Annotated in this window: 13 protein-coding genes; 8 read left to right on the top strand and 5 right to left on the bottom strand. The window is 39.9% G+C overall.

From position 1 onward, the window contains the following. Positions 1 to 13: 13 nt before the first annotated feature. Positions 14 to 982, bottom strand: coding sequence for a heme A synthase (locus AN486_RS11815; protein WP_053540648.1), 969 nt, complete (start codon positions 980 to 982; stop codon positions 14 to 16). A 493-nt stretch (positions 983 to 1,475) separates the two neighbouring features. On the opposite strand from AN486_RS11815, the gene AN486_RS11810 reads away from it, so the two are divergent. From AN486_RS11810 to AN486_RS11795, 4 genes are all read left to right on the top strand, one after another. Continuing rightward, complete coding sequence (locus AN486_RS11810; protein WP_039200416.1) at positions 1,476 to 2,420, top strand: cytochrome c oxidase subunit II; 945 nt, start codon at positions 1,476 to 1,478, stop codon at positions 2,418 to 2,420. Positions 2,421 to 2,641: 221 nt separating this feature from the next. After that, positions 2,642 to 4,315 carry a cytochrome c oxidase subunit I gene (gene ctaD / locus AN486_RS11805; RefSeq protein WP_290600764.1) on the top strand — a complete coding sequence of 558 codons (1,674 nt, stop codon included), beginning with the start codon at positions 2,642 to 2,644 and terminating at the stop codon, positions 4,313 to 4,315. Positions 4,316 to 4,499: 184 nt separating this feature from the next. Further along, positions 4,500 to 5,114 carry a heme-copper oxidase subunit III gene (locus AN486_RS11800; protein ID WP_290600763.1) on the top strand — a complete coding sequence of 205 codons (615 nt, stop codon included), beginning with the start codon at positions 4,500 to 4,502 and terminating at the stop codon, positions 5,112 to 5,114. 448 nt (positions 5,115 to 5,562) lie between these two features. Further along, positions 5,563 to 7,962 (top strand): hypothetical protein, encoded by a 2,400-nt coding sequence (locus AN486_RS11795; RefSeq protein ID WP_234413241.1) that lies wholly within the window; start codon positions 5,563 to 5,565, stop codon positions 7,960 to 7,962. 17 nt (positions 7,963 to 7,979) lie between these two features. On the opposite strand, the gene AN486_RS11790 is transcribed toward AN486_RS11795, so the two are convergent. Next, entirely contained in the window at positions 7,980 to 8,183 is a 204-nt protein-coding gene (locus AN486_RS11790) for a hypothetical protein (protein WP_081424307.1), read from the bottom strand. Positions 8,184 to 8,456: 273 nt separating this feature from the next. Here AN486_RS11790 and thrC point away from each other — a divergent pair, with 273 nt between their 5' ends. Beyond that, positions 8,457 to 9,551, top strand: coding sequence for a threonine synthase (gene thrC, locus AN486_RS11785; protein WP_053540650.1), 1,095 nt, complete (start codon positions 8,457 to 8,459; stop codon positions 9,549 to 9,551). A gap of 602 nt (positions 9,552 to 10,153) precedes the next feature. Here thrC and AN486_RS11780 read toward each other — a convergent pair. After that, positions 10,154 to 10,600 (bottom strand): DUF6636 domain-containing protein, encoded by a 447-nt coding sequence (locus tag AN486_RS11780; protein ID WP_053540651.1) that lies wholly within the window; start codon positions 10,598 to 10,600, stop codon positions 10,154 to 10,156. Positions 10,601 to 10,790: 190 nt separating this feature from the next. Beyond that, a complete protein-coding gene (locus AN486_RS11775; RefSeq protein ID WP_039200413.1) occupies positions 10,791 to 11,066 on the bottom strand; it encodes a LuxR C-terminal-related transcriptional regulator in 276 nt (91 codons plus the stop codon). Between the two features lie 259 nt (positions 11,067 to 11,325). Between AN486_RS11775 and AN486_RS11770 the strand changes: the two genes are divergently transcribed. Beyond that, a complete protein-coding gene (locus AN486_RS11770) occupies positions 11,326 to 12,303 on the top strand; it encodes a carbohydrate kinase (protein ID WP_290600762.1) in 978 nt (325 codons plus the stop codon). Positions 12,304 to 12,581: 278 nt separating this feature from the next. Here the strand turns inward: AN486_RS11770 and sfsA are convergent, their stop codons facing one another. Further along, positions 12,582 to 13,307 (bottom strand): DNA/RNA nuclease SfsA, encoded by a 726-nt coding sequence (gene sfsA / locus AN486_RS11765; RefSeq protein WP_053540653.1) that lies wholly within the window; start codon positions 13,305 to 13,307, stop codon positions 12,582 to 12,584. Between the two features lie 399 nt (positions 13,308 to 13,706). Here sfsA and AN486_RS11760 point away from each other — a divergent pair, with 399 nt between their 5' ends. Together AN486_RS11760 and AN486_RS11755 are read left to right on the top strand one after the other, a co-directional pair. Further along, on the top strand, positions 13,707 to 14,378 hold the full coding sequence (locus AN486_RS11760) for a 2OG-Fe dioxygenase family protein (protein WP_290600761.1): 672 nt from the start codon (positions 13,707 to 13,709) through the stop codon (positions 14,376 to 14,378). 364 nt (positions 14,379 to 14,742) lie between these two features. After that, a complete protein-coding gene (locus AN486_RS11755) occupies positions 14,743 to 16,008 on the top strand; it encodes a tetratricopeptide repeat protein (protein ID WP_053540654.1) in 1,266 nt (421 codons plus the stop codon). Positions 16,009 to 16,039 lie beyond the last annotated feature (31 nt).

The raw sequence follows: 16,039 nt of genomic DNA, 5'->3' as shown, positions 1-16,039 counted from the left end.
TAGATTCTGTACCTTATTGATCTGGAATCTGCTGTAAGTTTGGTGACTGAGGAAGTAAACCATCCCGTAATGATAAAACTGTAAATACTACCAAAGTCCCCAGTAAAGTCGCACCGATAGCTTGGTGAGAAACAGTGAGAGGTTCAACTTGTAAATGTAGGCGGAAGGTAGCCACACCTAAGAGGAGTTGTAAAATCAACAAACCACCAGCCATATTTGCCAGTTTTCGCAAAGTCGGGTGCAGTGCCGGTGTCCGCCAAGAAATGAAAACAACTGCTAAAGTAGCGATAGTTGGCGGTACTAAGCCAAAAATATGGCTGTACATGACATCACAAAGTTGATAGCGAGGCGCTGCTGCAAGCAGTTCTCCTGCCAAACATTGGTGTAAAGCCCAACGCGAACCTACTATTGCACCCAGTAAACTTTGCAAGTAGACACAAACAGCAGCAGTTAAACCCACCCAGGGCAACTTTCCTACTGTTCCCGTGCCTTGATAGGGGATCAAACTTGTACCGATAATTAACAAAGTGGTGAAAAATAGTAGTGCTGTTCCTAAATGGGCGGTAACGATATCAAACCGCAATAATTCAGTTACAGTCAGTCCTCCCAAAATCCCCTGGAAGACGATTAAAAACAGGGCAAATGTGGATGCCCAAGGTAGCCACTTGGGTAAATGTTGACGATGCCACCAGGATAAACCACAAAGGGCGATCGCACTAAAGCCAATTAAAGCTGCATCTAGACGATGAAACCACTCCAAAAACACTTGGAGATTCATTTGTTTAGCTGGAACTAATTCCCCATAGCACAAAGGCCAGTCAGGGCAAGCAAGTCCAGCATTCATGACGCGGGTAGCACTGCCTATAGCCATCAAAATCAAGGTGGCTACGCATATTTTCCACACCAAGCGACGAATCATCTCCTGGGGCTGTTGTGCTACTATTGCCGCTTTATTTTGTTGTTCTAGGACAAATTCGTTCATTAACAATACCTTCGGACCGCTTGTGCTGGAAATTGAGAATTTTCTATTTTGATTTAGTGCCAACTTATATTCACCCTAACGTATAGGTCAGAATATGGAAATCAGCCTTCCCCTATACTTTGGATCACTTTAGCTAGTTTTCGCTGTAAGATTTCGTGCTGTTTTGCAGATGGAAATAATTAACCAATGGGAATTAATGGAAATTTCTGAAAATTTTTGCCTAATTGTCATCTAACCTGGGCAAGACAACTTATCTCCCTTGTACTCAAAATTGTGTTATTAATCGAAAAAATTAATAAAGATTTCAGACCAGCGGACACTATATCTCATTCCCTGCACTACCTTAGTAAGTAGAGTTACTTTAAAAAGTGAAGTAACTTACAGATAAAAATGCCTTTACCATTTTTTGCTTTGTTGGGTTGCGCTGTCGCTTAACCCAACCTACGAATCGAAGGTATTGAGATAAAATAGTCAATTAATCACCAAATCAGCCGTGAAAATTCCAAATGCAATCTGGACATTACTCATTGGCATTGTCCTCACACTTGCCAGTCTCTGGTACGGTCAAAATCACGGTCTGTTACCTGTAGCGGCCTCCGACGAAGCCCCTTTGGTAGATGGTCTATTCAACACCATGATGACTGTTTCTACAGGCATATTTTTGATTGTTGAAGGTGTTTTAATTTACGCTGTTATTAGATATCGTCGTCGGGCTGGAGACAATGAAGATGGACCAGCCATTGAAGGTAATGTACCTCTAGAGATACTGTGGACAGCGATCCCCGCAATTATCGTTGTCGGTATTTCTCTCTACAGTTTTGATGTGTATAACAACATGGGTGGCTTTGATCCCCATTCGGCTCATGCTGCCCCGATGATGGAAGATGCCATGAATATGCCGGGAACGGCAATGGCTGCGACTGTACAAGTATCACAGTTAAAGACAAATTCTGATGAAGTTAAAAACCCGCCAGAATTGACCATTAACGTCACTGGACTCCAATATGCTTGGTTATTCAACTATCCAGACACGGACGTAACAACGGGTGAACTGCATTTACCCATTGGCAAAACTGTGGAAATCAACATGACAGCTAACGATGTCATCCACGCTTTTTGGATTCCTGAATTTCGGGTGAAACAAGATGCTATTCCTGGTAGACAAACCCATTTGCGATTTACACCCAGAAAAGCGGGCGATTATGACCTAATTTGTGCTGAATTGTGTGGTCCATATCACGGGGTGATGAAAAGCCAAGTAGTTGTGGAGACACAGGAAGCTTTTGATAGTTGGATGCAAGAACAGCTAATTGCTGGTAAAGATATCCCTAATCAAGCGGTAGCTGTGAATTCTATGTCCATGACTGCCGATGAATTTCTCTCTCCTTACATCAAGGATATGGGCATTCACTCAGAAATTCTGCATCAAATTAAGTAGTTTGGGAATTGTAAGAGTTGCAGGGTTTACAAAATCAAGTCCCGGTTAATAAACAAAGTCCCCGCGAATAGAATATGGCTTCGCCACGCTCCGCGAACGCGGCTACACAAACAAAGTCCACCTGCGTGGACTAATAAAAATCAAGTTCATTTAACCCACGAAGGTGGGTTTCGCCTGTATAGACGGGGTTTTGAACCGCTCGGTTAACTCTTTTTTAAAATATGACACAAGCACAGTTAGAAGAAATTGCTAATGTCCCTAACCATGCTGAAGAACATGGGGAAAGGCATTGGCGAGACTTTTTCGGTTTTAGTACAGACCATAAGGTGATTGGGATTCAATATCTGGTAACATCGTTTGTTTTTTACTGCATTGGCGGCGTAATGGCTGATTTGGTGCGGACAGAATTACGGACTCCAGAAGTGGATTTTGTCACGCCTGAAGTCTACAACAGCCTGTTTACACTCCACGCCACAATCATGATTTTCTTGTGGATTGTACCAACAGGAGCAGGATTTGCTAACTATTTGATCCCATTGATGATTGGGGCGAGAGATATGGCATTTCCGCGCCTGAATGCGGTAGCTTTTTGGATGGTTCCCCCAGCAGGTGTATTACTGGTTGCTAGTTTGGCTGTAGGTGATGCCCCGGATGCTGGTTGGACTTCTTACCCACCTCTGAGTTTGGTAACAGGCCAGGTGGGTGAGGGGATTTGGATTATGAGTGTGTTGCTATTGGGAACTTCTTCGATTTTGGGGGCGATTAATTTTCTCGTCACCCTTTGGAAGATGCGTGTTCCTAGTATGGGCATCTTTCAAATGCCGTTGTTTTGTTGGGCGATGATTGCAACTTCGGCTTTGGTGTTGGTATCTACACCAGTATTAGCTGCGGCTTTGATTTTGCTGGGTTTTGATTTGCTGGCAGGAACAACGTTTTTTAACCCGACTGGTGGGGGAGATCCTGTTGTTTACCAGCATATGTTCTGGTTCTATTCTCATCCGGCAGTTTACATTATGATTTTGCCTTTCTTTGGGGCAATTTCGGAAATTCTGCCAATTCATGCCCGTAAACCGATTTTTGGCTATAAAGCGATCGCTTTTTCATCCCTAGCTATCAGCTTCTTAGGCTTAATCGTCTGGGCGCATCATATGTTTACCAGTGGTGTCCCCGGTTGGTTGCGGATGTTTTTCATGATCACTACCATGATCATCGCTGTCCCCACTGGTATTAAAATTTTCGGTTGGTTAGCTACTATTTGGGGTGGCAAAATCCGCCTCAACAGTCCCATGTTGTTTGCCATCGGCTTTTTAGCCACTTTTGTGATTGGTGGCATTAGTGGGGTCATGTTGGCAGCAGTTCCTTTTGATATTCACGTTCACGATACTTACTTTGTGGTGGCACATCTCCACTATGTTTTGTTTGGTGGGAGTGTGTTAGGGATTTTTGCGGCTATTTACCACTGGTTTCCAAAAATGACGGGACGGAAACTGAACGAATTTTGGGGTCAGGTGCATTTTGCCCTCACCATGATTGGTTTAAATATGACTTTCTTACCCATGCACAAACTGGGATTAATGGGTATGAACCGCCGCATTGCGGAATATGATCCTAAGTTCACGACTTTGAATGAAATCTGTACCTACGGATCTTATATATTGGCGGTTTCGACGTTACCATTTATCATCAATGCGGTTTGGTGTTGGTTCTATGGGGAAAAAGCGGGCAATAATCCTTGGCAAGCGCTGACTTTGGAATGGATGACTTCTTCTCCTCCTAGTATTGAGAATTTTGAAACTCTCCCGGTTTTGACTACTGGTCCCTACGATTATGGGGTGAGTGAGGAAAGAATTGAAACTGAACCTGTGTTAACTCCCCAAACTGAATCAGCACTTTAAGGGATTGACATAACCCGCCCTGAACTGAAGTTCCGGGCTAATAACTAAAGTCCGTTAAAACGGACTAGAAATTTCTTTTAGTCGTCTTTAGACGACTTTCGCTATTAGACTCAGAATTCATTCTGAGGCGGGCTAGATGAAAATGAAATAGCCCTGCCTTGAACCCATTACCAATTACCAATTTATGCAAGGTCAAATTATTGACACGGCGACAACTGAACTAGATCACCATGCGGTGATTTCTCATCATGAAGCACATCCAGATCATCGTTTGACTGGTCTATTTATGTTTTTGGTGGCTGAGGGCATGATTTTTATGGGTTTGTTTGGTGCATACCTTGTTTTTCGTTCTACTATTCCTGTCTGGCCACCGACAGGAACTCCAGATTTAGAATTGTTGTTACCGACTGTGAATACTTCTATTTTGATAGCTAGTAGTTTTGTGATGCACAATGCTGATACGGCTATTAAAAAGAATGATACGAAAGGAATGCGGCTTTGGTTGGCAATTACCGCAGCTATGGGGGCGATTTTTTTGGCGGGTCAGGTTTATGAATATACTCATTTGGAGTTTGGTCTGACTACCAATTTATTCGCTAGTACGTTTTATGTTTTGACTGGTTTTCACGGCTTGCACGTTACCATCGGTGTTTTAGCGATTTTAGCAGTTTTGTGGCGATCGCGTACTCCCGGACACTACAGCAATGAAAACCGCTTCGGCATTGAAGCAGCGGAAATTTACTGGCACTTTGTAGACGTAATTTGGATTATTTTGTTCGGATTACTCTATTTACTCTAGGTATTTATTACTTAGTTGTTCACTCCACTCGAATAACCTACAATCCCCCCCAAGGGGGTTTTTTTGTTTGTATTGGTTATTATTTATGGTATAAGTAGGTGAACACAATAAAACCAAACTGTGTAAAGAAACGTAAAATCGCCCAAACCCTCTTCACTCTTGCCTCTTGCCTCTTGCCTTTTGCCTTGCCATAACGACAATTTTCAACGCCAACCTACTTAAGTCAGTAGGTTGGGTTAAGCGACAGCGCAACCCAACATTATCAAAATTATCAAATATTTTGTTGGGTTTATTTGCGTCAACCTAACCTACAATATAAACGAACCACAGAGGCACAGAGGACACGGAGCGAAGAAATATTGATTACAAGGCTTAAAATAGTTGCTTTATTTACGCCATGATGTACTAGTACACTGGCGAAATTGCACTAAGTTTGTCAAAATTTATCATGGATGATTTTGAACAACATCAAATTACCAGTGCTAGTAATCGTCAGATGATCAATAAACCCCGCAAACGCATACCAAAAGCTGCTGGACTGAATCAGCCTCCTCAAGGTGTAACGAAGAAGAATGTTAAAAAACTACCCAAACGTTATCAACGGCGTAGTTGGTTATCGTCTACGTTGGTGCTGGGTCTGTTGTTAAGCAGTGCTGGTGTAATTATTGGTGTTGGTTGGATGAGTGTGCTATTTATTTTAAATCCTGCCCAGGTTATCTGGGTGAATGATTTTTTACCAAAATGGGCAAAAATATCTACAGGTAAACGAGAACTACCGGAAACAGTTACAGCTATTGAACTCGGTTTAAGTCAAAAACAACTTCTATCTGGCGAAATCATGCCTTTAGATGGTAAATCAGAGGAATCTTTTTTATTACCAATTTTCCAAAAACGCAAGCATTGTCAGTCTAATTGTCAAGAATTGGTAGAACTGAGGATCTATAAACTTTCTCAGGATTTGGAATATAAATTTCAGTCAAAAAAATACTACTATTTAATTACTAAATTACCTGTTATTGGTCTATCGAAAGGTTTTATAGAATCCTCTTCAGGTGTGGTTATTTCTGAATCAGACAATCAAGAAACAAAAATACATTTACCTCTAACTAAGGTGAAAGCTTTTACAGATCCTCACCTGTTTCCAGGATTTTGGTTTTATTTGCGGGGTGAATACGAAAATAACGATAATAATATTATCTATGGTCAAGTTGTCTATTACAATCCTACTCTCAAAAGCTTACAAAAAATGTTATCTTGGAAAACCCGCAATGGGCAGTTACCTAAATGGCAAGAGATAACGGGTAATGATTCAAAAGATTTAATTATTGATCAAACGGTAAATATAGAACCAAATTTGCAAGTTTATCAAGTTAAACCGAGTCAGTTAGTGGCTAATTCTATTTATCTGGAAGCAATTAATTTCCAAAAACCTGCCGTTAATGAATTTGCTTTTCAACAGTCTCTGTTATTAGCCAGAAATGGACTTTGGACTCCTGCTTTTACATGGTTGAAATCTTTAGAAAAACAGCGTAAACAGCCTTTTTCAGCAGCAGCACGGGCGCAAATAGATGTCATCCGCTTACATTCGGAATTTACAAGAATGCAGGCTGAGAAAAATTGGGCAAGTCCTCACCAACAAGTTACAGCAGATATTATTGATGGTCGTTGGGAAAAGGCTTTGCAGGTATTGGAAAATTCACCTGATAATGGTCAAGAAATTACTAATTTATTACAAACTGATAAGGGGAGAATTTGGAATCGGGCTGCGGTAGCGTTGCGACTTAATCCTAATCGTCGCGCGGTTTTAGCTTGGGTAGCGTTAATTTTTAAGGTGCAACGGGGGGAAGAAAGAGCTAATGCTTGGTTGCAAGCACAACCAAATATTAATGCGGAAACACTTAACTATATTCAAGGTATTTTAACTCAACTTGATGATGATAAAATCAATGCCTATAAAAGTCGAATTATTGGCACTGTAAAACAAGTTAGTCGCATTAATCAGGGGGATTGGTTGCCAATATCTCTGCAAACTGATTTGAAAATTACTAATAATCAAGTTTGGTATCAGGTGGAAGTTAGTGCCTTTCATGATGGTATGAGTTGGTTAAGTTATCCGTTTGCTAATTTTGACCAACTGCAAAATCAACCTCGAAGATTTTGGCGCAAACTTCTGGGGATTAGTTCTGACCCCAGTATGCAGGTTATTGTCTGGAAACCTAATGGGGAACAGGAGGTTACTACGACGACTATTCAGGCTGTACAAGTGAGGGGACAGAGTTTACGGTTGTTAATGTTGGGTTCTGCCTTGCCTGAACGCAAGGTTAATTCTTTCCAGCCTCGACCTTTAGCTCTGACTGTGGATGCGTTAACATGGTTAGAACCGTCTCCGGTAACTGTCAAGGACTTATATCAACAACAACCTAAGTTAGTGGAGTCCATGCTGCCAGTTCTATGGCGAAAATTACAACAGTCGGGTGATTTAACTGCTGGTGTGATTCCTGATTTTCAGGAAATGCGCGAAAAAATGGCTGATTGGCCAGTTCAATTGGCTGATTTGACGAATGATCAACATCAGGAGATTGTGCTAACTATTTCTGATGCTGCTATAGCCTCTTTAAATCAGTTCGATGGTAATACTTCAAAACCGACAGATAATCAAAAACGTCCCCGGACTCTCATCTTTTCGGCAGATAGTAATGTCATTTATAGTGATTTTGCCCGTGCAAACCAGCAAACGCTAATTGCGATCGCTCAACTTACCGATGATCAATCTCTAGCGTTACTGGTAGAAAATAGGCAAGGATATAGTTTGGAACGTTGGTCACAAACTAATCAGCGATTTGAATAGTTATCACAGATCCTAATTTATGCTTCGTCGCTAGGAGCTTCGATTCGTTCGCTTTTGAGATTTTGCAATTGCTCTAAAAGAGAATCTACCTCTGCTTGTAAGTTAATAAACTTAACTTGCTGATCGCCTTGATAGTACGCCTTCGTTAACTTCTCGACTAAGTTAGCGTGGGATTCACATTCGGAAACACTGGATGACATAGTAGACATAGTTGTTGGCATTAGAAATTTAACTCACACCATTTAGAGATAGTATAATATACTTATCTTAATCTTTGTTAAGACATTATATAGTTTTTATCATAAGGATATCCGGTAAGTGGGAAACAAGCGTGGCTTTAGCCCTGAGAGGGAAGCGACACGGGCGGTTAAAACCGCCTTGAATATTTTTTCATTATTACGGTGTTCCGCAACTAACATATAGACTTGAAAAGTGGGATACTTATTCAAAAGCATTCCCAATCGTAAATCCTTAATTAAGAAATTTTTAATCCTGTGACTTTGAGCCTGTCTGCTGCTAAATCTCATTGCCAACCGTGGCCAGGGCTGATAGAAGCCTATCGTCAATACTTGCCTGTCAGTGAAAAAACCCCTGTGGTGACTTTGCTGGAGGGTAACACACCTTTGATTCCCGTGCCAGCGATCGCCGAACGTATTGGCAGACAGGTGAAGGTGTATGTTAAATATGATGGACTTAATCCCACTGGTAGCTTCAAAGACCGGGGGATGACAATGGCAATTTCTAAAGCAGCAGAAGCAGGTGCTAAGGCTGTGATTTGTGCCAGCACTGGTAATACTTCTGCCGCTGCCGCTGCCTATGCTAGACGGGGAGGAATGAAACCCTTTGTGCTGATTCCCGATGGCTATGTGGCTTTAGGTAAGTTGGCACAGGCGCTACTGTATGGCGCAGAGGTGTTAGCTATTAAAGGCAATTTTGACCGCGCTCTGGAAATTGTCCGGGAAGTGGCAGATAGTTATCCTATTACTTTGGTAAATTCTGTCAACCCCTACCGCTTAGAAGGACAAAAAACCGGAGCTTTTGAGGTTGTTGATGCTTTGGGTGATGCTCCCGATTGGTTATGTATTCCGGTGGGGAATGCGGGCAATATTACAGCATATTGGATGGGTTTTTGTCAATATCATCAAGATGGTAAATGCGATCGCCTACCGAAAATGATGGGTTTTCAAGCCGCTGGTGCTGCACCTTTGGTCAATGGTCAACGGGTGGAACATCCTGAAACTATAGCCACAGCCATTAGAATTGGGAATCCCGCCAGTTGGGATAAAGCCATTGCAGCGCAAACAGCCAGTCAAGGAAGATTCCGGTCTGTGACTGATGAGGAAATTCTCGACGCTTACCGACTTTTAGCATCATCGGAAGGGATTTTCTGTGAACCGGCTAGTGCGGCTTCTGTGGCTGGTTTGTTACAAGTAAAAGACGAAGTTCCTAGTGGTGCAACGGTTGTTTGTGTCTTAACTGGTAATGGGTTAAAAGATCCAGATACGGCTATTAAACACAGTCATGCTCAATTCAAACAGGGCATTGATGCTGATATTAAGGCTGTGGCGGCGGCGATGGGATTTGAGTAGGTAGCCAGCCCCAGATAAAGGGCGATTGTAGGCGATCGCTCTTTCCTCTATTTTAACCCCTTTATACTCAAAACGGCTTGATTGTTTGATTCTAAACGTAGGGGTAAAGCAAGAGCTTCATTGGTGTCAACTTAAGCTCAAATCCCTACCACATCTCGTTCCTAGTCTCTGACTAGGAATGCAGTTGATGAGGCTCTGCCTCTAATATTATTGAAGGCAGAGCCTTCTAGAATTCATTCCCAGTCAGAGACTGGGAACGAGACGACTTGAGTTCTTTGCGGGATAGAGGTTTTACATTAAGTTAACACCTATGAAGCTCTTGCTTTACCCCTACACATCTGGGTTATTTGTCATTTGGCAAAAGTTTAAATCTCACCCGTGTTTAGTATAGCGGTGATTATTGGTGTCAACTTATGCTAGGAATAGCTTATTTGTTTGGCGGAACAAACTTGCCCGGAACTTAAGTTACGGTTTCAAAGCTAAAATGCGTTAAAACGCACTCTAATTAATTCAAAATCAAAAATTATCCTATTTATACTGAAATAGTCGGTTTTAACCGACTTTAGCTTTTAGACAGGGAATTCATTCCCTGGCTGGCTTAACTAAGGTTGAGAAAGTCCGAAGACACGCCATTTTTCCCGACTGAGAAAAAAGCCAATGCCATTTTTATTAGTACAAGTTAAACCAGTTTTTTGGGAAACACACTTAAAACCGCCATTGTTCCAAGTCTGTCCATAAGCTAAAACAGTTTTATTCTTATCAGCGACAGTATCACTAATACACAAAATTTCTGGTCTAGCATCAGCAGGTAACAAAAAACCCCTTCCCCAATCAAACCCGCAATATCCAGAATAAGGTTGAGGCGGTTTGGGTTTCAGTGAAGAATTGATTTCACATCTTAAACTGTTTATTTCTCCTGGCATTAGCTCACAAAACATATTACCACTAGGGGATTGAAAACCCTTTGGTGCAGCAATACTGACCTGTGGCAATATTGTCACCATGCTGGTAATGACAAAGATAATTGGTTTAATCAATTGTTTGTACATAATGTGATATTACCTGCAACGATCATTAAAAGTATATTTGTGGGATAATTGATTTACGCCTTTAGATACCTGTGCTTTAACCTTGCTTTTTCAATATGCAAAGTAGTACACAACAGCGTAAATCAACTACCTCCACTCTCAATCAGCAATCTATAAAATAGCAAAAAAGCTAGATTAATCAGCTTCTTGACTAAGAGATACTTTCATCATTCCGGGGAGAAAGAGGACAGCAATTAACATCATTCAAACAAACTTTACCCCATTGTAAAGCCCAACGTACCAAAGCCACACGGTTATCAGTTTTCGTCTTGGTGAGAATGTTGCTAATGTGGTTATCAACTGTGCGTTTACTAATTTCCAGTTTGACTGCAATTTCTTGGTTAGTTAAGCCGGTAGCCACTAAGTCTATAATTTGCAGTTCTCTGTCTGACAGACTAACACGGGTCCCAGACTCACTAGTAGCCATGACTTATTATTCCTCCCTTGGTATATGTACTCAAATCTTACTCCTCATTCTAGAAGATTCTTTCCGAGGTAGATAGTTTTAAATGTTGCTAATAATACTAATGTCAAGATTTTCTTTTAATTTTAGGTTTGTAGTCCTACTTGTTACAAATAATAGGTATTGATTTTAACTAGGATAAATAAAAAAGCTGTATTCAAGTGCATACTGCGATAGTGTCAAACTAGATTTAGATTATGCCCCATCGAAAATCAAAAATGAAATGAGTAATCCCTCTATTTTATGTCTTGGTGAAGTCTTACTTGACTGTTTAGCTGATCAATTGGGACTTAAGCTAGAAGAAGTGAAATCATGGACTCCCTATCCTGGAGGTGCGCCGGCGAATGTAGCTTGTGCTTTGGTAAAGTTGGGAACTTCAGCCGGTTTTATGGGTGCTGTGGGTGAAGACGAAGCAGGAAGTACACTGATAAAATTATTAGAAGATGTTGGTGTAGATACAACTGGTGTGCAACGTCATTCTACAGCGCCAACGAGACAAGTATATGTGGTTAGGGATTTAGCAGGCGATCGCACTTTTGCTGGTTTTGGTAAATATGATACTTCAGAATTTGCTGATACTCGCCTAGAAGCTGCAAAGTTACCAACTGCGCTCTTTAATGAAGCCGACTTTTTGGTAGTAGGAACTTTAGAACTAGCCTATCCTGAAAGTGAAAAAGCGGTTTTGCGGGCTTTAGAGTTAGCAGAACAATATGACCTCAAAATCATTCTCGATGTCAATTGGCGACCAGTATTTTGGCAAGATGAAAATACAGCTAAGACTAAAATTCTGTCATTGCTAAAGCGATTTGATTTTCTCAAATTAACCAAAGAAGAAGCTCAATGGTTATTTAATACTACAGACCCAGGGGCAATTACTTATAGGCTTAATTCTTTGGAAGGGGTTTTGGTGACAGACGGTGAACATGGTTGTGCCTATTGTTTAGGGGAAAATGAAGGTAAAATGCCGGCGTTTTCCATGTCTGTGGTAGATACAACTGGTGCTGGAGATAGTTTCTTGGCTGGGTTTATCCATCAATTGCAACAAATGGGGATTCACAGCCTCAAAGATGCAGATACAGCCAAAAGGATTGTCACCTATGCCAGTGCTGTGGGAGCATTAACTACTATTAAACCAGGTGCGATCGCTTCCCAACCAACTGCGGCAGAAGTTGATGCTTTTCTCGCTTCCCATCAACTTTAACCAATAGCAAAATTAACGGGAATATCAGTGACAATCGGCTGATATTCCTGATAAGTAGTCGGACAAAATTAAATTCACTCGTTGAGAGAGGGAACAGGGAACTCTTAACTGGGAACAGGGAACAGGGAACAGAAAAATCAATTGTGTAATTTTTTACAAGCCCTCACTTACCCGAAGGGAAGTGATGGGTGGTTGACAGCAATCCTTCCCTTATCTACCCTCAAAAACTTTTTGCAACTAAAATTAGTGACATTAATATTATCTCATCAACGTTTCTGTTAAATTTTCAGTTTTGCTAAACCCAAATAACGAATACCGTCAGGAGATATATCAAAGCGACATGGGAGAACTTCTAAACCCAGTTTAATCGCTTCCCGTAACAACTGACCATATACGGGATCTGTTGTATCTCCAGGTGCAAACTCTACACAATCACCTCGATTAATAAAATACAGCATTACCGACCGACTGGCGGGTAAAACTTCCATTAATTCCCGTAAATGCTTTTGTCCTCTGGTGGTTTCTGTATCGGGAAATAAGGCTAAAGTTCCCTGACACCAGGTTGCATTTTTCACTTCTAAATAAATTGGGCGTTGTTCAGCACTACCGGTCAAATAAAAATCTATCCGACTTTTGCGATCTTTTCCATAAACAACTTCACCTTTCACCTGTTCATATTCACCCAACTCTGGAAATAAACGTTTTTCTAAAGCTAATTTAATCACCCGATTCGGTAAAGCCGTATTTACACCCACCCAAGCTGTTTGATTATCATTAACTTGAATTAACTCTAATGTATAAGCTAACTTGCGGTGAGGATTATCGCTTTTAGAAATTTGTACAGCACTACCAATGGTAGAAACTCCCGTCATTGGACCCGTATTTGGACAATGTGCTGTTACTACCTCTCCAGAATCTAGTTGAACGTCAGCAAAAAACCGCTTGTAGCGTTTGAGTAAAATGCCAGGATAGAGTGTGGGGTAGTTATAGAGCCAATCAATCATTAGTCATAAATAGGTAGAGCATTGATTTATAGTAACTCAATGAAAATACCATGAACAGATCCCCGACTTCTTTTGTTTATTGTGTCCGCAAACCATAAATTGATGTCAGAAGTCGGGGATATTATCACTTTACCTAAATTCTTATCGAAAAAGTCTAATTTGCATCATAAATGAGTAACTTTTGTAGTCAAATTTACAATATTTTTAGAGAAATTAAATATAATGTAGTAATCCTATTTGAGTTATGAACTAGTTTTTTTAACGAACCACAGAGGACACAGAGGACACAGAGGTGGGGAAATAAGAGATGTTCACATTTCATTTAGGATTGCTATAGATATTACAGCTTACCATTTAGATAAATATGGTAGTATTTACCAATGCAAGGAAAAATATCCTATGCAAAAAGTCTCACTCTATACAGAATTAGAATATGCTTTTCTGTTCACTCTGAGAAAAGTAAACTCGATTAATACGGCAGGTTTTCGACCATTTTTTGAGAATTTACCAATTGACCCCTACGTTAAAGGTGAATACCGTTCCCGCAGGTTATCCAGATTTAAAGTTTCTGGAGATAAATTGGTTAAATTGCCTCATGGATATCTATTACAAACTAAAGAATATAATCCTTTATTGGGAGGAGTAAAAAGGGAGTTTGCTGAATTAGATGATGCCCTGATAGAATTGGATATTTTTAAGAAACTGGTTTTTGCATTTTGTGATTCTTGTAAACTGTATTCGCCGGCAGCAGTTGATGTTCATCAAATTAGAACTACCTGTTCACCAACTAATTTAGGAAATCCTGCACCTGAAGGTGTTCACAAAGATGGTAGTGATTTTATTGGCATTTTTTCCGCAGGAAGAGATAATATTCAAGGTGGAGAAACCCATTTATATTCTGCTAAAAAAGAAAAGCCAGTTTTTAACAAAGTTTTGCAACCTGGAGAAATAATTTTGGTGAATGAAGATCAATTTTTCCATTTTACTACGCCGATAAAACCCCAAGTTCCCGGATTGGGAAGTAGGGATGTATTTGTGATCAATTATCCTAGTATAATGTCTGACTTTTAATCACAAAACCTGTAGGGGCGCAGGGTCTGCGCCCTAAATTGTATTGCCTCCAACCGATAACCGCTATATAAATAAGATAAATAAGATAAATAAGATAAATAAGATAAATAAGATAAATAAGATAAATAAGATAAATAAGATAAATAAGATAAATAAGATAAATAAGATAAATAAGATAAATAAGATAAATAAGATAAATAAGATAAATAAGATAAATAAGATAAATAAGATAAATAAGATAAATAAGATAAATAAGATAAATAAGATAAATAAGATAAATACAGCAAATGGTCCGACGCACCCTACAAGCGATGAAATCCAAACCTGTTAGAATCGGGATATCCAGGATTAAAGGATGAGCAGGATGAATGACGAATTTTATAAACAGGGATTAGAAAAAGCTAAACAACAAGATTATACTGGTGCGATAGGAGAATTTACCGCTGCTATCCAACAAAATCCTGGGTTTAGTAAAGCATATATTCAACGGGGTCTAGCATATTATGATTCAGGGGCAATTATGCAAGCTGTTTATGATTATACTGAAGCTATAAAACTGGATAAATATAGTCGAGAAGCCTGTTATTTTCGGGCTTTAGCTAGATTGGCATTAAAAAATCTTCCTGGTGCTTTGGAGGATGTAGAAAGGGCAATTTGGCTGGATTCTGATGATGCTGCTGCTTATGATTTACGGGGGATTGTCCGACGTAAACAGGGACATATTCAAGATGCGATCGCTAATTTCAAGAAAGCAGCTAAATTATATCTAGAACAAAAAGATAAGGAAAAATGTCAAAGTTGTTTGCAAAAAATTAAACAATTACAACCACCTCAAAAGCCAGAACAACAAATAAATAAGTCTGTAACTGTATCTATTACCTCTACCAATCAATATTTTCAGCAATTATTAACAAAGGCAGAACAGGGAGAAACTAGAGAAGCTATTGCTGATTTAAACTGGGTATTAAAAGTTGATCCTAAAGATGCTCAAGCCTATTGCTGTCGCGGCGTAGTTCAGTGTAAACTTGGTAATTATCGAGAAGCAATTACTGACTTTAATCAAGCACTAAAACTGGATTTTCAAGATGCCATTGTTTATCGTAACCGAGGAAAAGCCCGTTGCCAAATTGGTGATTATCAGGGTGCATTATCGGATTTAAACCAAGCCTTAAAAATGCAGCCTGAAGATCCTTTAGTTTATGTTGCTAGAGGTAATATTTATCGAGAAATGGGTAATTGTTTGAATGCAATTCAAGATTATAGTCAAGCACTGCACATAAATCATGATTACGCTCCAGCTTACTATAATCGTGGTCTTGCCTATACATTGTTAGAAGAAATACAAAATGCTGTAGCCGATTATCAAAAAGCAGCGAGTATTTATTGTGAACAAGAAGACTGGGAAAATTATCAACAGGTATTAAATAGGTTACAAAAAATCCAAATGTCCCAACCCGTAATTAATAATCAAAAATATGAAGTTTTACGTCAGCGACTGTTGCGGTTAGTGGGGGGACAATGGGAAATCGCCAAAGGCTTGATTCAACAACAAGAATATCATTATCCGGGAATGTCAGATGATTGGTATTTACAAAGAGTCATTGATCAATTAGAGCGCGATCGCAATTAGAAGATATACTATCCAAATACCCAATTTATTA

Origin of the sequence: Anabaena sp. AL93 (genome assembly GCF_001672085.1) — a bacterium.
Lineage (GTDB): Bacteria > Cyanobacteriota > Cyanobacteriia > Cyanobacteriales > Nostocaceae > Dolichospermum > Dolichospermum heterosporum.
Note: the sequence above shows the minus strand (reverse complement) of the source record. Positions and strands in the feature narration are given on the sequence as shown.